The 23183-nt window shown below is 57.7% G+C and carries 23 protein-coding genes; 4 read left to right on the top strand and 19 right to left on the bottom strand.

Translation table 11 applies throughout. The features are described from left to right. Positions 1–71 precede the first annotated feature (71 nt). From BQ5462_RS10315 to BQ5462_RS10325, 3 genes are all read right to left on the bottom strand, one after another. Positions 72–1529 (bottom strand): SLC13 family permease, encoded by a 1458-nt coding sequence (locus tag BQ5462_RS10315; protein ID WP_071143211.1) that lies wholly within the window; start codon positions 1527–1529, stop codon positions 72–74. A 9-nt stretch (positions 1530–1538) separates the two neighbouring features. Next, on the bottom strand, positions 1539–2105 hold the full coding sequence (locus BQ5462_RS10320) for a chorismate mutase (protein WP_071143212.1): 567 nt from the start codon (positions 2103–2105) through the stop codon (positions 1539–1541). Between the two features lie 87 nt (positions 2106–2192). Further along, entirely contained in the window at positions 2193–3173 is a 981-nt protein-coding gene (locus tag BQ5462_RS10325) for a 4Fe-4S cluster-binding domain-containing protein (protein ID WP_071143213.1), read from the bottom strand. A gap of 170 nt (positions 3174–3343) precedes the next feature. On the opposite strand from BQ5462_RS10325, the gene fliB reads away from it, so the two are divergent. Continuing rightward, the gene (fliB, locus tag BQ5462_RS10330) at positions 3344–4255 is read left to right on the top strand and encodes a flagellin lysine-N-methylase (RefSeq protein ID WP_071143214.1); all 912 of its coding nucleotides are present in this window, start codon (positions 3344–3346) and stop codon (positions 4253–4255) included. Positions 4256–4282: 27 nt separating this feature from the next. Here the strand turns inward: fliB and BQ5462_RS10335 are convergent, their stop codons facing one another. From BQ5462_RS10335 to BQ5462_RS10385, 11 genes are all read right to left on the bottom strand, one after another. Next, positions 4283–4735, bottom strand: a complete 453-nt coding sequence (locus BQ5462_RS10335) for a deoxycytidylate deaminase (RefSeq protein ID WP_071143215.1) — start codon at positions 4733–4735, stop codon at positions 4283–4285. A 2-nt stretch (positions 4736–4737) separates the two neighbouring features. Continuing rightward, the gene (gene upp / locus BQ5462_RS10340; protein WP_071143216.1) at positions 4738–5364 is read right to left on the bottom strand and encodes a uracil phosphoribosyltransferase; all 627 of its coding nucleotides are present in this window, start codon (positions 5362–5364) and stop codon (positions 4738–4740) included. Positions 5365–5386: 22 nt separating this feature from the next. Continuing rightward, a complete protein-coding gene (gene glyA / locus BQ5462_RS10345; protein ID WP_071143217.1) occupies positions 5387–6634 on the bottom strand; it encodes a serine hydroxymethyltransferase in 1248 nt (415 codons plus the stop codon). Between the two features lie 46 nt (positions 6635–6680). Next, on the bottom strand, positions 6681–7223 hold the full coding sequence (locus BQ5462_RS10350; RefSeq protein WP_071143384.1) for a TIGR01440 family protein: 543 nt from the start codon (positions 7221–7223) through the stop codon (positions 6681–6683). Between the two features lie 27 nt (positions 7224–7250). Further along, the gene (gene rpiB, locus BQ5462_RS10355; RefSeq protein ID WP_071143218.1) at positions 7251–7688 is read right to left on the bottom strand and encodes a ribose 5-phosphate isomerase B; all 438 of its coding nucleotides are present in this window, start codon (positions 7686–7688) and stop codon (positions 7251–7253) included. A gap of 102 nt (positions 7689–7790) precedes the next feature. Further along, positions 7791–8897 (bottom strand): L-threonylcarbamoyladenylate synthase, encoded by a 1107-nt coding sequence (locus BQ5462_RS10360; RefSeq protein WP_071143219.1) that lies wholly within the window; start codon positions 8895–8897, stop codon positions 7791–7793. Further along, positions 8863–9771 (bottom strand): peptide chain release factor N(5)-glutamine methyltransferase, encoded by a 909-nt coding sequence (gene prmC, locus BQ5462_RS10365; RefSeq protein ID WP_071143220.1) that lies wholly within the window; start codon positions 9769–9771, stop codon positions 8863–8865. The genes BQ5462_RS10360 and prmC overlap by 35 nt, the downstream gene beginning before the upstream one ends. Further along, on the bottom strand, positions 9772–10848 hold the full coding sequence (gene prfA / locus BQ5462_RS10370) for a peptide chain release factor 1 (protein ID WP_071143221.1): 1077 nt from the start codon (positions 10846–10848) through the stop codon (positions 9772–9774). 12 nt (positions 10849–10860) lie between these two features. Continuing rightward, entirely contained in the window at positions 10861–11739 is an 879-nt protein-coding gene (locus BQ5462_RS10375) for a DUF1385 domain-containing protein (protein ID WP_071143222.1), read from the bottom strand. Between the two features lie 81 nt (positions 11740–11820). Continuing rightward, positions 11821–12027: a 50S ribosomal protein L31 gene (gene rpmE, locus BQ5462_RS10380; protein WP_071143223.1), complete on the bottom strand. Its 207-nt coding sequence runs from the start codon at positions 12025–12027 to the stop codon at positions 11821–11823. A 90-nt stretch (positions 12028–12117) separates the two neighbouring features. Beyond that, positions 12118–13047, bottom strand: a complete 930-nt coding sequence (locus BQ5462_RS10385) for a LysR family transcriptional regulator (protein WP_083378135.1) — start codon at positions 13045–13047, stop codon at positions 12118–12120. Positions 13048–13213: 166 nt separating this feature from the next. On the opposite strand from BQ5462_RS10385, the gene BQ5462_RS10390 reads away from it, so the two are divergent. The 3 genes from BQ5462_RS10390 to sdaAA all read left to right on the top strand — a co-directional run bounded on the left by BQ5462_RS10390 (position 13214) and on the right by sdaAA (position 16136). Next, positions 13214–14404: a dicarboxylate/amino acid:cation symporter gene (locus BQ5462_RS10390; protein ID WP_071143224.1), complete on the top strand. Its 1191-nt coding sequence runs from the start codon at positions 13214–13216 to the stop codon at positions 14402–14404. Between the two features lie 165 nt (positions 14405–14569). Next, positions 14570–15238: an L-serine ammonia-lyase, iron-sulfur-dependent subunit beta gene (gene sdaAB, locus BQ5462_RS10395; RefSeq protein WP_071143225.1), complete on the top strand. Its 669-nt coding sequence runs from the start codon at positions 14570–14572 to the stop codon at positions 15236–15238. Positions 15239–15248: 10 nt separating this feature from the next. Next, positions 15249–16136 carry an L-serine ammonia-lyase, iron-sulfur-dependent, subunit alpha gene (sdaAA, locus tag BQ5462_RS10400; protein WP_071143226.1) on the top strand — a complete coding sequence of 296 codons (888 nt, stop codon included), beginning with the start codon at positions 15249–15251 and terminating at the stop codon, positions 16134–16136. Positions 16137–16551: 415 nt separating this feature from the next. Here sdaAA and BQ5462_RS10405 read toward each other — a convergent pair whose 3' ends face one another. The 5 genes from BQ5462_RS10405 to mfd all read right to left on the bottom strand — a co-directional run bounded on the left by BQ5462_RS10405 (position 16552) and on the right by mfd (position 23102). Then, positions 16552–16848, bottom strand: a complete 297-nt coding sequence (locus BQ5462_RS10405) for an FtsB family cell division protein (RefSeq protein WP_159429692.1) — start codon at positions 16846–16848, stop codon at positions 16552–16554. Positions 16849–16941: 93 nt separating this feature from the next. Next, on the bottom strand, positions 16942–17217 hold the full coding sequence (locus BQ5462_RS10410) for an HU family DNA-binding protein (protein ID WP_071143227.1): 276 nt from the start codon (positions 17215–17217) through the stop codon (positions 16942–16944). A gap of 140 nt (positions 17218–17357) precedes the next feature. Next, positions 17358–18173: a nucleoside triphosphate pyrophosphohydrolase gene (gene mazG, locus BQ5462_RS10415; protein ID WP_071143228.1), complete on the bottom strand. Its 816-nt coding sequence runs from the start codon at positions 18171–18173 to the stop codon at positions 17358–17360. Then, positions 18170–19720 carry a putative polysaccharide biosynthesis protein gene (locus BQ5462_RS10420; protein ID WP_071143229.1) on the bottom strand — a complete coding sequence of 517 codons (1551 nt, stop codon included), beginning with the start codon at positions 19718–19720 and terminating at the stop codon, positions 18170–18172. Before BQ5462_RS10420 ends, mazG begins: the two co-directional genes overlap by 4 nt. Before the next feature lie 103 nt (positions 19721–19823). After that, positions 19824–23102, bottom strand: coding sequence for a transcription-repair coupling factor (gene mfd, locus BQ5462_RS10425; protein ID WP_071143230.1), 3279 nt, complete (start codon positions 23100–23102; stop codon positions 19824–19826). Positions 23103–23183 lie beyond the last annotated feature (81 nt).

A 23183-nucleotide genomic window follows, 5' to 3' on the forward strand; every position in this document is an offset into this window, starting at 1 on the left:
GTTTATTATAGCAAAAAGTCGGGGGTGTTGCATACAACGTGCAACAACCCCCGACTCCATGCTTTTGACTTTTATCCCAAAATCAGCGCCCCAATGGGATAACCTACAAAGGTCATGGCCAAAATAGCCAGCACCGCGAATACGCCACCCCACACGAACATATCCCGGGCGCTGGTCCAGCCGGACCCGATGGCTACGGTGTTGATGGTGGACTGACCAGCCGGAGTCATGTTGCAGATCCCTGCGCCGAACCCGATCAGGCACACCACGGCACCCACGGAGATGGTCCCGGCCGGAAGGGCCTGGCACACGGACAGGGCCACAGCGCTGACCACGGTGGTGGTAACGATGTTGGAAGAGAAATTGGTCTCCAGCACGCACCATGCGAAGAAGAACAGGATCAGTCCCAGGATGGGCAGGCCGCTGGCCACCGGTGCCAAAAGGCCGCTGAGCCAGGCCTTGATCCCCATTTCGTTATGGGTCAGAGCGGAACCCAGCATGGTGGCGGCACCGGTCATGACGATGGACGCCCACAGGACCCCTTTGGTCATGACTTCTTTGAAGTCCATGATGGGCTTGCCTTCATGACGGGTGATGAACAGGATGATGCAGCCCAGCAGCGGCGGCATGGCCGTCGTACACTTGCTGATGGCCTTGTACAGGCCGGGGTGGATGCCCTTCACCAGGCTTGGCCCCACCCACAGCAGGACCACCAGTGCCATGGTCCCCAGGATGATCCATTCCCGGGCATCCGCCTTGGGTACCATGCCCCGGAGGCTCATGGCCTTCTGGGGATTGATGGTATGGATGTCATCGGGACGATACAGGAATTTGAACACCAGCAGCAGAAGCACCACCAGCAGGATCCCGGTGGGGATGCCCATGGCCATGTACTGGAACTGGTTCACATCCCGGCCGGTAGCCGCCGTATAGTACCCGATGGCCATGGTGGGCCACACGTGGCCGATGGCGGTCATACCGGAGGACAGGCTGATGCAGAAGGCCGTTCCCAGCATGATCATGTTGGCAGAGGGACTCCCTTTCTTCAGCTCCAGCACCTGGAAGATATCCTCCAGAAAAGGCATGAAGGCCACGAACAGTACAGAGGGCGAGATGAACAGGCCCATGAAGGTGACTGCGAAGAACAGGAAGCTGACAAAGGACCAGGGACCCCGCCGGGCAATGGCATTGGTAATGAAGGTCACGGTGCAGCGCCGGACAAAGTGGGTCTTGGACAGGGGGTATACCAGCATGAAAGTAAACAGCAGGAAAGCCACAGTGGTATTCCCGAAGGTCCCTTTCAGCGTACCCGCAAAACCGAAATGGGGCAAAAAGCCCAGCAGGAAAATGGTGATCAGGCTGGGCCAGTCGATGGAAATGGTGATCCACATGAGCAGGGAGCTGAGGAAGATGCCCAGCACCGCCAGCCCTTCCGGAGTCAGGGGAGATGGTGCCGGAAAGAGGCGCACAGCGAATCCGGCCGCCAGAGAGATCACCAGCCAGAGCCAATCTTTCGTGGATTTGCTCATGGCCGCCCCTTACTCACAGGCCAGGATCTTAAAGTCCTGGCTTTCTTTGGACAGCTGGAACATGAGCTTCTGCATGTTGGTTTCGCTGAGATTGCCCAGAATGGTCAGGTCGAAGGTGACCGTCTTCTCGGGCCGGTTGAAACTCAGGAGCTGCATATACTGCATGTTGTAGCCGTAATCCCCCACCATATTCAGGATGCTGCTCATGGCATTGGGCTGATCCGGACGGGTCATGCGCACCACCACTTTGGTCCCGTCGGCTTTGATCTGGATATCCCTGGCCAGGTCAGCGAACAGCTGGGGATTCCAGTCGAACAGCATGCCGTACTGGTACATGCGGCTGGTTTCCATGATCTTGCGCACCACGGCCAGGTATTCGGGCTTGCGGTCCTCCGGCACACCCTGGCTCAGGCGCTGCAGGATGGCCTGTTCCCGGTCGGCCCGGTAGATATTGGTTTCGCCGGCGGCCTGTTTGGCCTCAGCCACCAGTTTGGAGCAGTCCATCCGTTCCATCAGCAGCTGCCGCAGCTGGGGATCGATGGCATCGATTTTTTTGCGTACGTCTTCCAGTTTCATAAGAATCCTTCCCTTCTGCTTTTCTACAAATCTTCCTTATTATAGCAAAAAAAAGCTGTGAAAAAAATATTTCCACAGCGTTTCCAGTTACATGGCGGTACAGGGTTCAGCCTGCAGCAGCTCTTCCTTTTCCTCTTCGATCTGTTTGGGAGATACCCGCTCCAGCCACTTCAAATCGTAGGGTTCGAATTTGCAGCGGGCATAGGCATCCAGATCCATGACCGTACCATCCCAGTCGGAATCGATCCGACCGTTCTGCTTGATCAGGATATCGTACAGGATGGCATATACTTTGCCGTCTTCCGGATCTTTTTCCACAATGGTGCTGTACGGCAATGTCTTGTGGTACACCAGTTCCAGGTCCTTGTACCTGAAATGGAACCCGCACCGCATCCGGCAGCCGTCCAGGCCCGTATAGCAGGCCACCTGTTTCAGATCTTTCAGGATCTGGTCATGGGGCTCGTCATACAGATTCTCCGGGGTGGTCTCCGTGTAATCGAACCGGAACTGGATGGAAGGTGCATGGACTCGGCGGAACCGTTCCATGAAGGGGATCAGCTGTTCCCGGGGATACTTCTTGTACAGCACGCAGTTGATCCGGAACCGTACCGGCAGTTTGGCCAGCAGGGCATCGTTGGATTCTTCCACGTAATGCTGCATATGGCGGGAAATGTTCAGGCAGCTGATCTTGTCGGCGTTACGGTCCAGGAACGCCAGCAGTTCCGCCTCGGTCTGATGGACATTTACCGGCAGGGTGGTGTTGATGTAGATGTGATGGGTGGGCGACACCTTGTCCAGCATCACCTGCAGGCTTTTCAGATTGGCCAGAGGCTCACCCCCGGTAAAGACGAAATCACAGTAGGGGGTCATCTTGTCCATGGTCTCAATGCTGTGGCAGATGGCCTCCAGGGAAAAGCCGGTGGCATCGGCATATTCTTCTTTATTGACACAGAAGGGGCAGTGGTTCTGACAGTCGTACGGCACGAATACCGTAACGGTGGCTCCCCCTGTCCGCGTCTTATACGGATGGAACTCCGCTTCCAAGGCAGTTTTTTCTCTCTTGATCATACAAATCCCCTCGTACTTCTCTGGCTGTTTCTTATGAAACAAGTCATGACTCACAATTCACTAGCTTATATTTTACCATACATCGTCAAGAAAATTCCAATGTTTTCCCCAAGTGCCGGGATTTTTCATGATATAATGGATTCCATCACATAGGAAAAGAGGCTGGGCTTATGATTTCTCTGATTCCGGACGGATTCAACGATTTCCACTGCAAGGGAGGTGCCTGCCGGCACACCTGCTGCCAGGTTTGGATCATCGACATCGACGAGGATACGGCTGCCTATTACCAGCACCTGGAGGGACCTCTGGGCGAAAAGTTGCGGGCTTCCATGGAGAAAAGCCGGGAAGGATGGCATTTCAGGCTGAATGACAGGGGCTTCTGCCCCCTGCTGGAACCGGACGGACTGTGCCAGGTGGTGAAGGAACTGGGGGACGATGCCCTGTGTGACATCTGCGCCGTCCATCCCCGGTTCTTCACCCACGTGGACGACGAAATCGAGGAATACACCCTGTGCGGAACCGGGTTGTGCTGCGAGGAGACCTGTGAAATCCTGGGCAGACTGAAGGGGCCCATCCAGTTCCGGAATGAAGATACGGGAGAGCGCTGCACCCTTCCGGAACTGCTGGAGGACATGGGCTGGGGTCCCATCCCGGCGGAACTGGATCATTTCAGGCCCATCCTTACGGAAGCAGAAACAAAAAAAATCTTACAGCAGCTGGCGGAAACAGAGCCCATCGACCCTGCCTGGACCAGGGAAATGGAGCAGCTGCCGGAACAGCTTCCCCTCCTGATGACCCGGCAGCAGGCTTACACGGCAACCTGTGATCCCGACCTGTTTGACCGGTTCTACCATTTCATCCTCTACCGCCAGCTGGACAAGCTGGACGCGTACGGGCCGGAAACCCTGATCCAGTATGCCCGCCAGAGCACCCAGTACATCTTCCTGAAGGCGGCCCTCACCGGCGACCCGCTGGAAGCCGCCCGCCGCTGGTCGGAACAGATCGAGTACGATACGGAGAATGTGGAGAAATTGCTGGAAGGGATCGAACCGTCCCAGCCGCAGATGGACGACAAAAAATGAGACTGTCCTCAGACAGTCTCATTTTTTTCATTTCTTATGGAATTCTTCCAGCTGCAATGCCGTGTCGCTGTGGAGCATTTCCTGGGCCAGCTTGTCCGGATAGGGATGGGCGTACACGATCCGTTTGATCCCGGCGTTGATCAGGATTTTGGAGCACACCACACAGGGCTGATGGGTACAGTAGAGTGTGGCCCCCTGGGTGGATACCCCGTTGACCGCCGCCTGGATCACCGCGTTCTGTTCCGCATGGATGCCCCGGCACAGTTCATGGTTCTGTCCACTGGGCACATGGAGTTTCTCCCGCAGGCACCCCACTTCTTCGCAGTGGGGCAGGCCCTTGGGGGTCCCGTTATACCCGGTGGCCAGGATCTGCCGATCCTTCACCAGCACAGCGCCCACCTTCCGTCTCAGACAGGTGGATCGTTTGGAAACCACCTCGGCGATTTCCATAAAGTAACTATCCCAATCGGGTCTGTCCATTTTTATTCCACCGTTCCGAATACCCGGTCCCCGGCATCGCCCAGGCCCGGTACAATGTAACCATGTTCATTCAGATGGTCATCCAGGGCAGCCGTATAGATGGGCACGTCCGGATGTTCCCTGTTCACCAGTTCCACCCCTTCCGGTGCAGCCACCAGACACATGAAGCGGAAGTGTTTATACCCGTCCGCTTTCAGCATGGTCAGGGCCGCAGCGGCACTGCCGCCGGTTGCCAGCATGGGGTCGATCAGGATGATCTCCGCATCCTTGTCCTTGGGGATCTTGCAATAGTATTTGATGGGTTCCAGTGTCTCCTCGTCCCGGGTCAGGCCGATGTGTCCTACCCGTGCTTCGGGGATCAGATCCAGCACCGCATCCAGGAATCCCAGACCGGCCCGCAGGATGGGTACTACCGTGATGCCGCTGACCGCCAGTTCATATCCGGTGGTTTCCGCCAGAGGCGTGGTCACTTTCGTTTCCCGCAGGGGCAGATCCCGGGTCACTTCGAACAGCAGCAGCTGGGCAATTTCGTCCAGCAGGCGCCGGAAGTTCCGGGGCTGGGTCTTTTTATCCCGCAAATGGGTCATCTTTTCTTTGATCAGGGGATGGTTCACAACATGGACTTGCATGGATTTCGGGCTCCTTTCCCAATTACAGATTCGGATACAGGGGATATTTTTCACACAGGGCAGCCACCCGGCCGGCTGCTTCTTTCTGGGCTTCTTCCCTGCCGGGATTGCTCAGCACCAGGCCGATGATCCTGGCCACTTCCCGGAAATCGTCTTCCTTGAAGCCGCGGGTGGTGGCAGCAGGGGCACCCAGACGGATACCGCTGGTGACGAAGGGGCTTTCCGGATCGTTGGGGATGGTGTTCTTGTTGCAGGTGATGCCAATGGCATCCAGCATATGTTCCGCATCCTTGCCGGTCAGGTTCTTGGACCGGGTATCCACCAGCACCAGATGGTTGTCGGTGCCGCCGGAAACCAGCCGCAGTCCCTGTTTCGTCAGTTCATCCGCCATGGCAGCGGCGTTTTTGATGATCTGTTTCTGGTATTCCTTGAATTCCGGTTTCAGGGCTTCTCCCAGCGCAACGGCCTTGGCTGCAATGATGTGCATCAGCGGGCCGCCCTGGGTGCCGGGGAATACTGCCTTGTCAACCTGCTTGGCATATTTTTCCGGGCACAGGATCATGCCGCCCCGGGGCCCGCGCAGGGTCTTGTGGGTGGTGGTGGTCACCACGTCCGCATAGGGAACCGGGCTGGGATGCAGTCCGGCAGCCACCAGGCCGGCAATGTGGGCCATATCGATCATCAGGACGGCGTCCACTTCATGGGCGATGGCCGCCATCCGTTCAAAGTCGATGATCCGGGGATAGGCGCTGGCACCACCGATGATCATCTTCGGCCGGCATTCTTTCGCAATCTTTTCCAGTTTGTCATAGTCGATCCGTTCCGTTTCCGGATCCACGCCGTAGAGAACGATATGGAAGTATTTGCCGGAAATGTTGACAGGGGATCCGTGGGACAGGTGCCCGCCTTCGGACAGATTCATGCCCATGACCGTATCACCGGGCTTCACAAAGGCGAAGAAGGCAGCCAGGTTGGCGTTGGCGCCGCAGTGGGGCTGTACGTTGGCATGTTCCGCACCGAACAGCTGGCAGGCTCTCTGCCGGGCCAGTTCTTCCACTTTATCCACGAATTCGCAGCCGCCATAGTACCGGTGGCCGGGATATCCTTCCGCATATTTGTTGGTGAGGACAGTCCCCATGGCCTGCATCACAGCCGGAGAGACGAAGTTCTCCGATGCGATCAGTTCGATCTTATGCCGTTGTCTTCCCAGTTCTTCTCCGATAGCTGCCGCTACCTGAGGATCAGCCTGATTCAAAGGTTGTTGATTCATGTCGTTCCTCCTCCAATGGAATGTCCCGCTGGACCAGCCGGAAACTTTATTTGTAGACGGCCCGTTCCCCGCCGATCAGAGGCGGACGGGTGCGTGCTGCCGTAAGGATGGCACTGCCCAGTTTCTTCCGGGACAGCCGTACCGGGACGGCCACCCGTTTCAGGTGCATGCCGATCAGGGTCTGGCCGATATCCAGTCCCAGATCGGCCTGGATTTCTTCCACCACCACCGGGTTCTTCAGTTCATTGTAGGCATTGGCTGCAAAAGCGCCGCCGGCGTGTTCGATGGGCCGTACGGTGACCTGCTGCCAGCCGAATTTTTCCATGGCCTTCCGGTCCACCACCAGGGCCCGGTTCAGATGCTCACAGCACTGGGCTGCCAGGATCAACTTGTGTTTGCGGCAGACCTTGTGCAAGGTGGTATACAGCACCCTGGCCAGCTTCATGGAGCCGCCGGTGCCGATTCTGTTGCCCAGCACTTCACTGCTGCTGCAGCCCACCACGAAGACCTGACCGGATCTGGCCTTGGCTACGCTGATCAGTTCTTCCGCATCTTCCTCGATTTCCTGTGCGATTTTTTCCAGATTCATGGTTTCGCTCATACGATCACCCGCTTTTTATTTCTCCAGGGCCATGATCTTTTCTACCCGCTGGGTATGGTAACTGCCCAGGAAGGAAGCGCCCAGATAGGCGTCCACGATCTGTTCGGCCAGGCCGGTGCCCAGGACCCGTGCGCCCAGGCACAGGATGTTGGCATTGTTGTGTTCCCGGGCCTTTTCGGCGCTGTAGCAGTCCCCGCAGACAGCGGCCCGGATGCCGTGGATCTTATTGGCAGCGATGCTCATGCCCAGGCCGGTGCCGCAGATCAGGATGCCCTGTTCTGCCTTGCCGGCCGCCACTGCTTTGCCCACTTTTTCAGCATAGTCCGGATAGTCCACCCGCTCCGGGGTGTAGGACCCGGCATCTTCCACTTCATAGCCTTTGTCCTGCAGGTATTTGATCAGTACCTGCTTCAATTCAAAACCGCCGTGATCACAGCCGATCATAATTTTCATATCCATTGGCCCCCTTATTTTCATCCAAATGCATTCCTGCATATCAGGAATATTGTATCACAAAAAGGGAACTGGCGCACCTTGTACGTCAGTTCCCCTGATTCATTCCAGCATGGCCTGGAGGAATTCCGGTGCCTGGCCGCTCTGGAGACGGTACAGGCCGTTTTCGTACACCAGGATATTGTGCCCGGCGCTCTTGCGCATCCGGTTCATGATGGCCAGTCCCAGGTCATGGGTAGCCACCCCTTCACCCAGGATCACATCCACCTGCTGCCGGTCGAATTCCCGCAGCTCCGTGTACAGGTTCTCCGCCAGGGAAGCCAGGTCATGGCCCCCGTCACAGATCACCAGATTGGGATGGACCCGGGGCAGGTGTTTGATGGTCTCATCCAGGGCCAGCACCCCCACCTTCAGGCCGCCGGCTTCCGCCAGTATGGCTGCCCGGATCACTCCCAGTCCGGCTTCCGGTCCTTCGATCAGGTACATGGGCGCCTTGGGCGCATAATGACGGTACTTCATCCCCGGGGCTTTGGGCTTCTGATCAGGACGCACCAGCCCCGGATCCAGCTTCACGTCCCCCATGACCTCCTGGATCATTTCTTCGGTGATGCCGCCCGGGCGGAGGATCACCGGAACAGGACCGGTGGTATCGATGATGGTGCTCTCCACCCCGATGTCACAGCTGCCGCCGTCCAGCACGCCGCCGATGACCCCGTCCATATCCTGGAGAACATCCCGGGCATTGGTGGGACTGGGCTTGCCGCTTTTGTTGGCAGAAGGCGCTGCAATGGGCCGGCCGGCCAGATGGATCAGTTTCCGGGCCACCTGGTTGCTGGGGAACCGGACTGCCACCGTTTCCTGGCCTGCCGTCACCACTTCCGGGATGATGGAGGACTTGGGTACGATCAGGGTCATGGGCCCTGGCCAGAAAGCCGCCATCAGCTTCTTCGCCATGGGAGACAGCCCGGAGGTCAGGGGCTCGATTTCCTCCATTTCGCTGATGTGCAGGATCAGCGGATTGTCCGCCGGCCGCCCCTTGGCTGCATAGATTTTCCGGCAGGCATCCCCGTTCAGGCCGTCAGCTCCCAGACCGTAAACGGTCTCTGTAGGGAACGCCACCACTTCGCCTTCCCGCAGCAGCTGGGCAGCCTGCTCCAGCTGAGGTTCCAGCGGTTCATCGTTCTTTAATTTCCAGTATTTCGTGACCATAGTCCGAATCCCCTTTCCCGGCAAAGACCATCCGTTCCACATCACCATAGTCTCTGCAGACTTTCACACAATCGAAACCGGCTTTCCGGCACAATTCCGCCACCGGCTCCCCTTCATGGATGCCGATTTCAAAGGCCACCATGCCTCTGGGGTCCAGTACCTGCCAGATGTCCTCCAGGATCCGCCGATAGAAATCCAGCCCATCTTTTCCCCCGTCCAGGGCAGCCCGGGGTTCCTTCTGCACTTCCTGCTGCAGCCCTGGCAGATCTCCTTCCGGGATATAGGGCGGATTGGAGACCACCACCTGGAATTTGGGCTCTCGGGGCACCCTGGCATACAGGTCGGAAACCAGCACTTCCAGCCGGTCCGCCACCCCGATGGTTTCTGCGTTCTCCCGGGTCACCGCCACGGCGCCGGGATTGATGTCCACGGCCATCCCGGTGGCTTCCGGCAAACCGCCCAGCAGGGAGTCGATGATGGCCCCGCTGCCGCAGCCCAGATCCAGGATCCGCCGGGGTCCCTTCTCTCTGTTGAGCCGGATCAGGTTCTCCACCAGCAGCTCGGTTTCCGGCCGGGGGATCAGGGTATCCCTGGTCACCTTGAACTCATAGTCCATGAAGCCCTTTTTCCCCAGGATGTAGGCCACCGGTTCCCGGGCGGCCCGCCGGGCCACGTAGGTCCGATACTGCTTCAGTTCGTTTTCCTGCAGGGGCTCGTCGAAATTGGTGTACAGCTGGATCCGGCTTTTGCGGAGCACCGCACAAAGCAGCACTTCCGCATCCAGGCGCGGGTTCTCCACCCCTTTGGAGGCAAAGTACTGCCGGGTCCAGTCCAGGATCTTCAAAATGGTCCAAACCGTCTTCTGTTCCTGCATTTATTTCACCTGCTGCAGTTTTTTGACCTGCTCGGCATTCATAAGAGCGCCCAGCAGCTCGTCCAGATCCCCGTTGATGATGTCCGTCAGTTTGTGCAGGGTCAGACCGATCCGGTGATCGGTGACCCTGCCCTGGGGATAGTTGTAGGTCCGGATCCGTTCACTCCGGTCCCCGGTCCCCACCTGGCTCTTCCGGTCCGCATCCAGGGCCTCCTGCTGTTTTTCCGTTTCCATCTCATAGAGCCGTGCCCGCAGCATCTGCATGCATTTTTCCCGGTTCTGGAGCTGGCTCCGTTCGTTCTGGCACTGGACCACGATGCCCGTGGGCAGATGGGTCATCCGCACAGCGGAAGACGTTTTGTTCACGTGCTGGCCGCCGGCACCGCTGGCCCGGTAATAGTCCACCCGCACGTCATTCATGTTCAGGTCCACATCCACTTCCTGGGCCTCGGGCATGACGGCCACCGTCACCGTGGACGTGTGCACCCGGCCCTGGGCTTCCGTTTCCGGTACCCGCTGCACCCGATGGACACCGCTTTCGAACTTCATGTGGCTGTACACATCGGTACCACTGACCATGAACACCACTTCCTTGAAGCCGCCCAGTCCGGTGGGACTGGAGTCCATCAGTTCCACCTTCCATCCCTTCTGCTCGGCATAGCGGGTGTACATGCGGAACAGGTCCCCGGCGAACAGAGCTGCTTCATCGCCACCGGCCCCGGCCCGGATCTCCATGATGATGTTCTTCTCATCGTTGGGATCTTTGGGCAGCAGCAGGATGGTGAGCCTGTCTTCGTACGCTTCGATCTGTGGCTGGAGTTCCTTCAGCTCCTCTTCGGCCATGGCCGCCAGTTCCGGATCTTCCTTTGCCTTGACGATTTCCTGGTCTTCCTTCCAGGACTGGGCCAGTTTCTTGTATTCCCGATACACCGTGACAATCTCTGTCAGTTTGGAATGGGCCCGGGTATATTTCTGCCACTGGTCCTGCCGGGCAATGATCTCCGGATCGCTGATCTTGGCTTCCAGATCCAGATACTTGTCTTCCAGCTCCTGCAGTTTATCCATATTCTCAAACATATATATTCCCCATTATTCAATGATTTCTTCCGGCGGCAGCACCGCTTTCAGAGAAGCGATGGCCACCTCGATCTGATCGTCGTCCGGCTGCCGGGTAGTCAGCTTCTGCAGGGCCAGCCCGGGCAGGATGGCCGTCCGCACCCAGGGCTTGTCCATGTGCTTACCGGCAAACCGGATGATTTCGTAGCTGAGACCTGCCACCACCGGCATGAGCAGGATCCGGGAAAGGATCCGCTCCCACAGGCTGGGCCAGCCCAGGAACGTAAAGATGAAGATGCTGATGAGCATGACGATCATCAGGAAATTGGTGCCGCAGCGGGGGTGCAGCGTGGAAAAGGGCCGCACATTCTCCACCCGCAGGGGCAGTCCGTGTTCATAGGTATAGATGGTCTTGTGCTCCGCTCCGTGGTACTGGAACACCCGCTGGATGTCTTTCTGGCGGGAGATTCCCCAGATGTAGAGCAGGAAAATGCAGAGCCGCAGCAACCCTTCGCACAGGTTCAGCACCACCGGATGCATCCCCGCATTCTGGAGCAGCTTCATGGCTCCCGTGGGCAGCACCACAAACAGCAGGATGGCCAGCCCCACAGAGAAGGCAATGGTCCCGGCCAGTTCCAGGCTGCTCATCTTTTCCTCCTCTTCCTCCCCGGAGGCCTGGGCCGAAAAAGACAGGGCCTTCATGCCGTAGACCAGGGATTCCACCAGGGAAACCACCCCCCGCAGGAAAGGTTTCTTCAGGATGGGATACCGGTCGCTGATGCTGCCGGCAGGTTTCAGGTCCACGGTAATCTCCCCATTGGGTTTGCGCACTGCCACGGCGATCTTCCCCGGTCCCCGCATCATCACGCCCTCGATGACCGCCTGGCCACCGACGCTCAATTTATGTCCCATACACGCTCCTTTATCCGCTTTCAGATACAACAAAAGGAGTGCTGCAGCGTCTGCAAGTCACTCCTTTTCCGTGCGCTTTTTTTATTTTGCGTCTTTGCCGTACCGTTTGTTGAATTTCTGGATCCGGCCCTGAGCGCTCATATCACGCTGTTTGCCAGTGAAGAAAGGATGGCACTTGGAGCAAACGTCCACGCGCAGTTCCTTTTTCACACTACCAGTTTTGAATGTATTCCCGCAGCCACAAATTACGGTGCATTCACCGTAGTTAGGATGAATTCCTTTTTTCATTCTTCAAACACCTCTTTCTCAAACTTGCATTAATATATCCCGACATTAACGCTTGACAATTATATCATACTCCCCCATCCGGTGCAAGGGTCAGAGCGGTTTTTCCAGCAAATTCCCGGAGGATCTTCCCCCGGTTCCCCCGCCTTCCGGCCCCCCGGCCATGGAAAGGAACAGCTTCATGGCCTGGGTCAGCCATTTGTCCTTATGGTAGAACAGCTGCCGGTACATGTGCATGCGGAAATCCTTCACGTCCAGCACCTGGAGCTGGTCCCGATAGATGCTGTTCTCCACCACATACTGGGGCAGGAAGGAAAGCCCCAGGTTCCGCTGGACCATGTCCAGGATGAACCCGGTATCGCTCACTTCCAGGAGAGGATCCAGGGCCAGCTGCCGGGCGGCCAGGTGCTGGTCCAGGCTCAGCCGATAGTTGTCGGCCTTTTCCGTCAGGAAAAAGGGCTGGCGGATCACCTCTTCCAGGGGGATGTCCTTCCGGGCGGCCAAAGGGGAATCAATGGAAGCGACGAATACGATATTTTCCCGGCGCTGGAACACTTTCACCCATTTTGTATCATAGAGAGGTTTGTCCAGCACATAGACCAGGTCCACCTTGTTGTGGTTCATGGCATCCAGCAGCACACTGGGGGAATCGATGGTGATGGTGATGTGGAGCTGGGGATAGTGCCGGGACACATAGTCCACCATCTGTGGCATCCGGGCCTTGCACAGGCTTTCGATCATGCCCAGCCGCAGGGCCGCTGCCGGAGGCCGATCGTGCATGACCCCCTCCAGTTCGTCCACTTCCTGGAGGATGGGCTGGGCCCTTCGGGACAGTTCTTCCCCGGGAGGTGTCAACGTCACCTGTCTGCCCATCCGATCAAACAGCTTCACCCCCAGTTCCTGTTCCAGAGAATGTATTTGTACACTCAGAGCGGACTGTGAGTATCCCATTTCTTTTGCTGCTTCTGAAAAACTTTGCACTTCCGCAATTTTCAGAAAGCTCTTTAACTGTCTTAGTTCCATTTTGTCAAGGATTCCTTTCAATTATCAATTTTTTTCATCGAATCAATCGAGTTTATTAATTTGATTTATGCCTGTGCTCATAGTACACTGAATACACAGAAAAGTCAAACGCATCGTTCCCTGCCGGCGGGAATGAGGTTTGCAATTTCAGGGGAGGTTTATTTTCATGAAACTCGGTCTTGTACCAAAAATTATCATTGCCATCATCATTGGTATCCTGATCGGACAGTATCTGCCCGAAGATGTATGCCGCACCGTCGTGACCTTATCCGGCATCTTCAGTAACTTTTTGAAATTCGTCATTCCCTTGATGATCCTGGCCTATGTGACCATGGGCATCGCGGACCTGAGCCAGGGCGCCGGCAAACTGCTGCTGATCACTGCCTGCATCGCGTACGGTTCCACCCTGGTGGGCGGTACCTTCTCCTTCTTTGTGGCTGACAACCTGTTCCCGTCCTTCATCAGCGCCGGGGTACTGGATGAACTGGCCAAAACCGCCGGCAAGAGCCTGCCGCCGTTCTTCACCATTGCCATCCCGCCCATCCTGGACACCATTTCCGCTGTGGTGCTGGCCTTCATCATCGGCCTGTGCCTGTCTTCCCTGCGGGGCAAGACCATCGGGGATACCCTGTATAACAGCTTCAAAGATTTCTCTGCCATCATCGACCAGGTCCTGACCCACGCCATCGTCCCCCTGCTGCCGCTGTACATCTGCGGTACCTTTGTGGACATGACCCGTTCCGGCAAGACCTTCGTCATCCTGAGTGTATTATGGAAAGTTTTCCTGGTGGTCATCGCCATGCATCTGTTCCTGTTGTTCGTACAATTCATGGTGGCCGGCTCCTTCAGCGGCAAAAACCCCTTCACGCTGATGAAGAACCAGATCCCCGGCTATACCACAGCCCTGGGGACCCAGTCTTCCGCCGCCACCATCCCTGTCAACCTGGAATGCTCCAAAGCGGATGGAGTCTGTGAACAGATCCGCAACTTCGTCATTCCCCTGTGCGCCAACATCCATATGTGCGGTTCCATGATCACCATTACAGCCTGTGCAACGGCGGTCTGTCTGATGTACCAGATCCCCATCCACCTGGGCACGGTCGTACCCTTCATTATGACCCTGGGCGTTGCCATGGTGGCTTCTCCGGGTGCTCCCGGCGGCTCCATCATGACGGCCCTGCCCTTCCTGTGGATGATCTTCGGCAAAGAGCTGGGTGACCCCAACGGTCCCATCTGTGCCCTGATGGTTGCGCTGTACATCACCCAGGATTCCTTCGGGACTGCCTGCAACGTATCCGGAGATAATGCCATTGCCGTTGTGGTGGACAAAATCTACAAAACCTGGATCAAAAAATAATTTCTGCTGAAAACGCTCTGCTCTTTTCTCCCACTTTCTTTCATCCCTGCAGCGAATACTTGACACCGACTCCCTTCGTTGCTATCCTTTCTGACGTACAAGGACATTGCCAGGAAGCCAAAGAAAAGAGCAGAGCGTTTTTCTATTCCTTTCAGGAGGTACATCATGAATATATTCGATATCATCGGACCGGTGATGATCGGTCCCTCCAGTTCCCATACAGCCGGTGCCTGCCGGCTGGGGCGGGTGGCCAACAAGGTCATGAACAACGAAAAGCCCCAGGACGTGACAGTGGAACTGTCCGGTTCCTTTGCCCGTACCTACAAGGGCCATGGCACCGACCGGGCCCTGCTGGCCGGCGTGCTGGGCTACCACAGCTATTCCTCTGAAATCCGCAGTATCTTCAAGATTGCGGACCAGGAAGGCATTACCTACCACTTCATTCCAAAGGATATCCCCAACACCCATCCCAATACGGCCCGGATCATGGTGACCGGTGTGAACGGCACCAAATGCACGGTACAGGGGGCCAGCATCGGCGGCGGCAACATCCGGGTGGATTACATCAACGGCATGAAGGTGGACTTCACCGGTGAACACAACACCATCCTGGTGCCCCATTACGATCGTCCGGGGGTCATCGCAGCGGTGACCAACATCATGTGGCAAAAATACAAGGATGTGAACATCGGCAACTTCAAGCTGTCCCGTCCGGTGAAAGGCGGCATCGCCATGATGACCATTGAAATCGACGGCATGCCTCCTGCAGGGATGATCGATGATATCCGTTCCGTACAGAATGTCACCAACGTGATCCTGATCCGTGCCATTTAAGGAGGGCCCTATGTTTAGCTATTCATCCATTGCAGAACTTGTAGAAGCCGCCGAAAAGAGCGGCCGGAAAATCAGCGAACTGGTACTGGCCGACCAGGCAGAAGCCCTGGAACAGCGGCCGGAGGAACTGTTCGATAAAATGTCCACGGACCTGGACGTGATGAGCGATGCCGTGAAATTCGGTTCCCGGAAGGACCAGAAGTCCACCTCCGGGCTCACCGGCGGCGAAGGCTGGAAAATGAACGAATACGTGAAACAGACCGGCGGCGGCCTGGCCGGCACCTTCCTCAATCACGCCATTGCCCGGGCTCTGTCCGTGGCCGGCTGCAACGCCTCCATGGGCCGGATCGTGGCCACCCCCACTGCCGGCAGCTGCGGCATCCTGCCCGGGTGCCTGCTGACCATGCTGGAAGAAAAAGGGGCGGATCGGAAGGACGTGATTATGTCCATCTTCACCGCCGGTGCCTTCGGCATGGTCATCGCCCAGAACGCCTGCATCGCCGGTGCCCAGGGCGGCTGCCAGGCTGAATGTGGCAGTGCCTCCGGGATGGCGGCAGCGGCTCTGGTAGAACTGGCCGGGGGAACGCCCCGGCAGGCAGCTGATGCCTGTGCCATGGCCATTGCCAACCAGCTGGGACTGGTATGCGACCCGGTGGCCGGACTGGTGGAAATCCCCTGCATCAAACGGAATGCCAGTGGCGTGGTCATCGCCTTCTCCTCCGCCGACATGGCCCTGTCCGGGATCCATTCCTGCATCCCTGTGGACGAATGCATCGAAGCCATGCAGGCGGTGGGCAATGCCCTGCCTGCCAGCCTGAAAGAAACCGCCGGCGGCGGCCTGGCTGTAACCAGGACGGGTAAGGCGCTGAAGGAAAAGGTGTTCGGGAAAGAAGAATAAAAAACAAAAAAGGGGTTGTGAAAATCACAACCTCTTTTTCAGTGGCTGGTGGATAGTGGGTAGTGATTGGGAGAGAATTTTTTGCACGCCAGGCAGGTCTGTAAGCGGGTCGATCAGGACGATTGACCCCTACAGCGTTGAGATCATAGCGATACCGTACTCCCTCAGGCGGGCAGGGTGCCGCTGGCCGACCATGGAGCCGAGCGTAAAGCCATTTTCTGTTTCGCTCATCCGCCGTGAGCCTCGTTCAAGCGAAGCGCGTTGGCGGAAGGCGGATTGGAACGGCGAGGCAGAAAATGGCAGGGAGGCGACTTTGCGTCGGCAAGGGGTGCCCTGCCCGGCGGCGACAAGCCGGCTTGCTCCCCGGATGCTTCTCTTGTCATACTTGCTAAGGAACAAAAAATAACCAGGATTCCTATTTGGAACCCTGGTTATTTTTTACCATGAACAGGGGAATTTCGTTCTTCCCTACCATATTGTGCTCATCCCGAGCCACTTTTTCAATATATTTCAGATCGCCCAGGTTTTGTTTTTCTTCTGCCAGGGCGGCATTTTCTTTTTTCAGTTTTTCGACTTTTTTCTCGGTCCGTACACTTTCCTGATGGATCTGGAAGATCCGGTAGCCCTGGTGGACTGCACTGACGATCAGTGGCAGGCAGCAGAACAGGACCAGGATCAGAAAGCGCTTCTGGGTCTTGTCTTTGGAAATCATACGCTTGCCCTTCCCTCTTGAGACAATATCCGTCATGCTGCCTGGATAAAAAAGCAACCTGATGCCGGGGCATCAGGTTGCGGAGTCTGCCTCTTATTTGTTGACGGCATCCTTGAAAGCCTTGCCAGCTTTGAAAGCAGGAACATTGGCTTCTGCGATTTTAATGGTTTCGCCAGTGCGAGGATTCTTCCCGTTGCGGGCGTTGCGTACACGAGCTTCAAACGTGCCGAAGCCGATCAGCTGTACTTTATCTTTGTTGGCAACCGCTTCTTTTACCGTATCGATGAAGGCGTTGACAGCTTTTTCAGCATCTTTTTTGGGCAGTGCGGTTTTAGACGCAACTTCAGAGATCAATTCACTTTTGTTCATAAGAAAATCCTCCTAAATAGGTATTGCGCCTACGTTGTGGCGCCTGACTATGGTCATATTAGCACAAACACTGGAAAATTGCACGCCTTTTTTGGGAAAATCTTGAAAAACCCGCATGGGAACAGGGTTTCAGGGGATTGTCAAGGGCGTTTCGAGACTTTTTTGGCCTGCTGCCAGCGATTTTCCAGCTCTTCCAGGGAAAGTTCCTTCCAATCCTTTCCTTCGGCCTTCACCTGGGCTTCCAGGGCTTCGAACCGTTTCTGGAACTTATTGTTGGCCCGGTTCAGGGTGGTTTCCGGTTCCAGGTCCAGTTTGCGGGTGTACACGGCCAGGGCGAAGAACAGATCGCCCAGTTCCTCCTCTGTGGCATCTCTGTCAGAGGCTGCAACTGCCTGCTGGAGCTCTTTTTCCTCTTCCTGCACCTTCTTCCAGGCAGAGGCTGCATCCGGCCAGTCAAAACCGGTTTTCGCGGCCCTGGCACAGAGCTTGTACGCCCGCATGAGCGCCGGCAGCCCTTTGGCGATGCCATCCAGGGCATGGGTCCGTTCGGTCTTTTCCTGGGCCTTCAGGGTCTCCCAGTTCTCCATGACCTCACCGGCGCCGCTGACCCGGGTATGGCCGAATACATGGGGGTGCCGGTGGACCAGTTTCTTCACCACGTCGTCGATCACGTCCTGCATGGTAAACAGGCCCTCTTCCTCGGCCAGGCGGGCATGGAACACCACCTGGAGGAGCACATCCCCCATTTCTTCCCGCATGCCGGCCACATTGTCATCGTCGATGGCTTCCAGCATTTCGTATACTTCTTCCACCAGCTCCCGGCGCATGGTGGCATGGGTCTGCACACGGTCCCAGGGACAGCCCCCGGGTTCCCGCAGCACCCGCACCAGTTCGATGAGCGGCCGAAGGTCCAGCACCCCTTTTTCGTGGATGCCTTTTTCATGGAGTGTTTTCATGGTTGTTCTCTCCTCTTGAAATCTGAAATCCGCAGCTCCCGGGTCAATACCAGCATCAGGCCGTAGACCCCAGCCCCCAGCATCACTTCCGCCATGAGCCACAGGATCCTGTTGGAAAGCACCCCGCTGAGCATCGGACCCAGCGCGTACACTGCTCCGCCCATGACCACAGCCGAAACTGTGATACGGACCAGGTCCTTCCAGGGCAGGGTCAGCCGGTCGGTGTAGTAGAGAAAACCCAGGTTGGCCAGCCCGGCGGCTGCCAGGTTGGCATCCGTAGCCCAGGCGGCGCCCCGGATGTTATAAGCCGGTATGGCCGTCAGGGTCCACAGCAGTCCCACCTTTACGATCAGGCTCAACAGCATGTTGCACATGGGTACCCGGGTATGGCCCAGCCCCTGGAGCAGGGCCGTGGACACCTGGTGGAGCCCCAGGAACAGGATGGCCGGGGCCAGGGCCGTAATGGCCGGCCCGGCGAACCGGGTCCCGTACAATACCTGGGAAATGGGCGTGCCCAGCAGGTACACTCCCACCGCCGCCGGTACGTTCAGCAGCAGGAAGAACCGGAAAGCCCGTTTCGTCTTGTTCTCCAGCAGGTCCCTCCGGCCTTTGGCTTTGGCTTCCGCCACGGCGGGCACCACAGAGGCCGCCAGGGAATTGGTGGGGATTGTCCCCATGTTCACCAGAGGCATGGCCATCCCGGAAAGGTAGCCCAGCCCCCGTGTGGAGGCTGCCACCGTAAATCCGGCGGCCAGCAGCCGGTCCGGTACCAGGATCATCTCGATGCCGCTGACCACGGGCACCATCAGATTGGCGCAGGTCACCGGCAGTGCCAGGGAAATCAGCTGCCAGGCCGTGGAACCCAGGGACAGCTCTTCCGAAGGTCCCGGGCACAGCTCCTCCTGCCGCCAGCGCTGCTGCTGCCGGTAATAGAACCACAGCAGGATCCCCAGGCTGGCCACGGCACCGGGGACAGCCCCGAAAGCTGCTCCGGCCGCTCCCATGGCCAGTCCCTGAGGCAGCAGCAGCCAGGCCAGGACCACCATGGAAACCACCCGGGTGAACTGTTCCAGGATCTGGGAAACAGCCGTGGGCGTCATTTCCTGGAACCCCTGGAAATACCCCCGGAAGCAGGCCACCGGAATGGACAGGCCGATGGCGGGCACCAGGGCCAGCATGGCCATCCTGGCCCGCCCGTCCTTGACGATACCTCCGTCGATCAGCCAGGGAACCAGCACCCAGGCCAGGGCCGCAAAGGCCACTCCGGCCAGGGCCATGAGCCCGGTGGAAATCCCCAGGATGCGCCGGGCCCCTTTCCGGTCATTCACTGCCGCCCGGCGGGAAATCAGGATGGACATGGCCGCCGGGACCCCGGCGGAGGACAGGGCTACCAGAAGCAGGTACAGGGGATAGGCGATCTGGTACAACCCGATGCCCTCCCCGCCCAACAGCCGGGAAAGCAGGATCCGATTCACGGACCCCAGGATTTTCACCAGCAGCCCGGCAGCCGTCAGGATCAGTGTCCCTTTCATAAAGCGGTCAGCCATGTTTCTCTCCTCTCAGCGGGCCGGCCCGAAGCAGCCCCTCCAGTTTTTATAGCAGTCACTAGCCACTAATCACTAATCACTAATCACACACACGCTCCCCGGATTATACCATACGGGAAACGTTCTTTTCCAGCCATTGCAGGGGTTCTTCCTTCAAGCCCCGGGTTTTCAGGATGAACTGGGGCTGGGGTCCCATCTTCAGCGTGGCACGGGGCACGTATTCCCGGATCAGTGCCTGGAGCACATCCGGATTGGCCTTGCTGTGGGGGTCGAACGTAATCCGGATTTCACCGGGCCGCACAGCGATGCCGGTGATCTTCAGTTTCCGGCACAGATCCCGCAGCGCCGCCACCCGCCACAGGTTCACCACCTGCTGGGGCGGATTGCCGAACCGGTCGATGATTTCATCCATCAGGTCGTTCCGGTCTTCATATTTCATATCTCCGAAGCGATGGTACAGTTCCAGCTTGTACCGGGGATTGTCGATGTACCCATCGGGGATGTAGGCATCCAGCTTCATTTCGATCACCGGATCCGGTGCCACCGGTTCGTCGGGGTTGCCTCCGTTCTGCAGGGTGTTGATGGTCTTTTCCAGCAGCCGGCAGTACAGGTCGAAGCCTACACCGGCGATCTGACCGTGCTGTTCGGCGCCCAGCAGGTTGCCGGCACCCCGGATCTCCAGATCCCGCATGGCAATCTTGAATCCGGCACCCAGTTCCGTGAAATCACGGATGGCCTGCAGCCGTTTCTGGGCCACTTCACTGAGCACCCTATCCTTCTTGTACAGGAAATAGGCATAGGCCAGCCGGGAGGAACGGCCCACCCGGCCCCGCATCTGGTACAGCTGGGACAGCCCGAAGTTCTCGGCTCCATCGATGATGATGGTGTTGGCCAGGGGTACATCCAACCCGTTTTCGATGATGGTGGTGCACAGGAGCACATCGAAGTCTCCATGATAGAAGCCTAGCATCACATCTTCCAGCTCGTCCTCGGTCATCCGCCCGTGAGCGATGCCGATGGTGATGCCCGGCACCAGTTCCCGCAGATGGGCGGCGATCCGGGAAAGGCCTTCGATGCGGTTGTGGACGTAGTAGATCCGTCCGCCCCGGCGGATTTCCCGCTCCAGAGCCTCCCGCACCATGCCATCATCGTATTCGGCCACATAGGTCTCCACCGGCAGCCGGTCCTCCGGAGGGGATTCGATGATACTCATATCCCGGCCTTTCACCAGGGCCAGATGCAGCGTCCGGGGAATGGGCGTGGCCGACAGGGTCAGCACATCGATCCCTGCACTGCGCTGCTTGATTTTTTCCTTCTGGGCCACCCCGAAGCGCTGCTCCTCGTCGATGATCAGCAGCCCCAGATCGTGGAACTCCACATCCGGATTCAGGATCCGGTGGGTGCCGATGAGCACATCGATCTTGCCCTCAGCCAGCCGGTCCATGATTTCTTTTTGCTGTTTGGGCGTGCGGAACCGGCTGAGCATCTCCACCCGCACCCCGAAAGAGCCCATGCGCTGGCTGAAGGTAAGCAAATGCTGCTGAGCCAGCACCGTGGTGGGCGCCAGTACGGCCACCTGCTTGCCGTCCATGACCGCCTTGAAGGCCGCCCGGATGGCCACTTCTGTTTTTCCGTAGCCCACGTCCCCGCACAGCAGCCGTTCCATGGGGACGGGCTTTTCCATATCTGCCTTGATTTCGGCAATGGCCTTCAGCTGGTCCGGGGTCTCTTCAAAGGGGAAACTGGCCTCAAATTCCTTCTGCCAGTGGGTATCCGGCGCAAAGGCATGGCCCGGCGTGATCTTCCGCTGGGCATACAGCCGCAGCAGTTCCGTGGCCAGGATGGTGATGGCCTTCTGGGCCTTCTTCGTGGCCTTCTGCCAGTCCTTGCGGCCCATGTTGGACAGCTTGGGCGGTGTGCCCTCATTGCCCACGTATTTGTGGAGCAGGCCCACCTGTTCCACGGGCACATGGAGCTTGTCCCCCTTGGCATACTGCAGCTGCAGATAATCCCGATGGACCCCGTCGATTTCAATGGTCTCCACGCCCATATACCGGCCGATGCCCTGGACGTCGTGGACCACGTAATCTCCCACTTTGATGTCAGAGAAATAGTTCAGAGCCGGTCCTTTGCCCTTCTGTTTGGCCAGCCGGCGTTTTTTCTGCATCCCGAAGATATCGCTTTCGGTGATCAGGAGCCAGGACTGGTCCCAGAAATAGAACCCGTTGGTCAAGCTGCCCGTGAACACCACGCCACCCTTTTCCGGCAGCAGGGGCGGCTGATTCCGGTAGACCATGTCCAGACCGTTCCCCTTCAGGCTCTCCGCCAGGCCGGCCGCCTTATCCGCCGTCCCCATCATGATCAGAGGATGGACGCCCTTGTCCAGCCAGCCCTTCAGGTCCTTCTGGAGCAGGTCCGTGTTCTTGTTGTAGGGAGCCATGGCCCGCACCTGGACGTGGAGCTTGGGCGCCTCCGGAAAATGGGGATGGCCCAGATCGCTGACCAGGAGGCTGTGGGTCTTTCCGGTCTGCTGGATCATGGTTTCCGGTTCCAGCAGCTGGTCGGCGAATTCCCGGTTGTCCCCGTAGCTTTTTTTACATTCTTCAAAGAAGCCAGCCGGCTCATCGATGATCACCAGCTGTTCCGGAGAAAAGTACTGGAACAGGGAGGCATTAGCTTCCTGGTTCTCCACCGCCAGGGGCATGATAGCCACTTGCTTCAGGGTCCCGGTACTGCGCTGGGTATCCAGGTCGAACCGTTTCACCACGTCGATGGTGTTGTCGAACCATTCAATCCGCACCGGATCCTTGCCGTTGATGGGGAATACATCCAGGATGTCCCCCCGTACGGCCAGCTGCCCCAGGGTATCCACCTGCTCCGTCCGTTCATAACCGGCCTTCACCAGTTTTTCCACCACTAGGGTCTGTTCGATTTCCTGATCTGGAGCCAGTTTGATGTTCTCCCGTACCAGGCTGTCAGGCTGGGGCAGCTTCTGGATGGCTGCCTCTGCCGTGACAAAAATGATCCCCGGTTCTTTTCTATAGATCATCTCCAGGGCGGCCGCCCGTTCCGCCAGCACCTGTTCGTTGCGGGTATCCACCTGACCGTGGATCAGGCTGGCCGGGTACAGTTCCCGCATGGCCAGATCCGGATAGAAATAGGCCAGTTCCCGGCGGAGGCCCCGGATGGCTTCCCGGTTCACCGTCAGGAAAATCAGAGGCGGAGCCGCCTTCGTCATTTCCTGCAGAGCACACAAAAAGCCGGCTTTCACCGATGCGGTAAGGCCGGTCAGATTCACAGGTCCTGTTGCTTTCTTCCACAGCTCCCCTGCTTCCTGTACATTTTTTTCCTGGAGCAGTAATTTCGTCAGTTCATTTGCCATAGGATTCTCTCTTTACCAGCAACAAGCAAAACCGAAAGCCGTGATACCGGCTTTCGGTTGTTTTGCTGCTATTCCGTTCTG

It is taken from the genome of Acidaminococcus timonensis, from assembly GCF_900106585.1.
In the GTDB taxonomy this organism is placed as follows: Bacteria; Bacillota; Negativicutes; order Acidaminococcales; family Acidaminococcaceae; genus Acidaminococcus; species Acidaminococcus timonensis.

What these genes read in the sequence shown, in the direction of transcription:
- BQ5462_RS10315 (WP_071143211.1), bottom strand. Translation starts at nt 1,529, where the DNA reads ATGAGCAAATCCACGAAAGATTGGCTCTGGCTGGTGATCTCTCTGGCG.
- BQ5462_RS10320 (WP_071143212.1), bottom strand. Translation starts at nt 2,105, where the DNA reads ATGAAACTGGAAGACGTACGCAAAAAAATCGATGCCATCGATCCCCAG.
- BQ5462_RS10325 (WP_071143213.1), bottom strand. Translation starts at nt 3,173, where the DNA reads ATGATCAAGAGAGAAAAAACTGCCTTGGAAGCGGAGTTCCATCCGTAT.
- fliB (WP_071143214.1), top strand. Translation starts at nt 3,344, where the DNA reads ATGATTTCTCTGATTCCGGACGGATTCAACGATTTCCACTGCAAGGGA.
- BQ5462_RS10335 (WP_071143215.1), bottom strand. Translation starts at nt 4,735, where the DNA reads ATGGACAGACCCGATTGGGATAGTTACTTTATGGAAATCGCCGAGGTG.
- upp (WP_071143216.1), bottom strand. Translation starts at nt 5,364, where the DNA reads ATGCAAGTCCATGTTGTGAACCATCCCCTGATCAAAGAAAAGATGACC.
- glyA (WP_071143217.1), bottom strand. Translation starts at nt 6,634, where the DNA reads ATGAATCAACAACCTTTGAATCAGGCTGATCCTCAGGTAGCGGCAGCT.
- BQ5462_RS10350 (WP_071143384.1), bottom strand. Translation starts at nt 7,223, where the DNA reads ATGAATCTGGAAAAAATCGCACAGGAAATCGAGGAAGATGCGGAAGAA.
- rpiB (WP_071143218.1), bottom strand. Translation starts at nt 7,688, where the DNA reads ATGAAAATTATGATCGGCTGTGATCACGGCGGTTTTGAATTGAAGCAG.
- BQ5462_RS10360 (WP_071143219.1), bottom strand. Translation starts at nt 8,897, where the DNA reads ATGGTCACGAAATACTGGAAATTAAAGAACGATGAACCGCTGGAACCT.
- prmC (WP_071143220.1), bottom strand. Translation starts at nt 9,771, where the DNA reads ATGCAGGAACAGAAGACGGTTTGGACCATTTTGAAGATCCTGGACTGG.
- prfA (WP_071143221.1), bottom strand. Translation starts at nt 10,848, where the DNA reads ATGTTTGAGAATATGGATAAACTGCAGGAGCTGGAAGACAAGTATCTG.
- BQ5462_RS10375 (WP_071143222.1), bottom strand. Translation starts at nt 11,739, where the DNA reads ATGGGACATAAATTGAGCGTCGGTGGCCAGGCGGTCATCGAGGGCGTG.
- rpmE (WP_071143223.1), bottom strand. Translation starts at nt 12,027, where the DNA reads ATGAAAAAAGGAATTCATCCTAACTACGGTGAATGCACCGTAATTTGT.
- BQ5462_RS10385 (WP_083378135.1), bottom strand. Translation starts at nt 13,047, where the DNA reads ATGGAACTAAGACAGTTAAAGAGCTTTCTGAAAATTGCGGAAGTGCAA.
- BQ5462_RS10390 (WP_071143224.1), top strand. Translation starts at nt 13,214, where the DNA reads ATGAAACTCGGTCTTGTACCAAAAATTATCATTGCCATCATCATTGGT.
- sdaAB (WP_071143225.1), top strand. Translation starts at nt 14,570, where the DNA reads ATGAATATATTCGATATCATCGGACCGGTGATGATCGGTCCCTCCAGT.
- sdaAA (WP_071143226.1), top strand. Translation starts at nt 15,249, where the DNA reads ATGTTTAGCTATTCATCCATTGCAGAACTTGTAGAAGCCGCCGAAAAG.
- BQ5462_RS10405 (WP_159429692.1), bottom strand. Translation starts at nt 16,848, where the DNA reads ATGATTTCCAAAGACAAGACCCAGAAGCGCTTTCTGATCCTGGTCCTG.
- BQ5462_RS10410 (WP_071143227.1), bottom strand. Translation starts at nt 17,217, where the DNA reads ATGAACAAAAGTGAATTGATCTCTGAAGTTGCGTCTAAAACCGCACTG.
- mazG (WP_071143228.1), bottom strand. Translation starts at nt 18,173, where the DNA reads ATGAAAACACTCCATGAAAAAGGCATCCACGAAAAAGGGGTGCTGGAC.
- BQ5462_RS10420 (WP_071143229.1), bottom strand. Translation starts at nt 19,720, where the DNA reads ATGGCTGACCGCTTTATGAAAGGGACACTGATCCTGACGGCTGCCGGG.
- mfd (WP_071143230.1), bottom strand. Translation starts at nt 23,102, where the DNA reads ATGGCAAATGAACTGACGAAATTACTGCTCCAGGAAAAAAATGTACAG.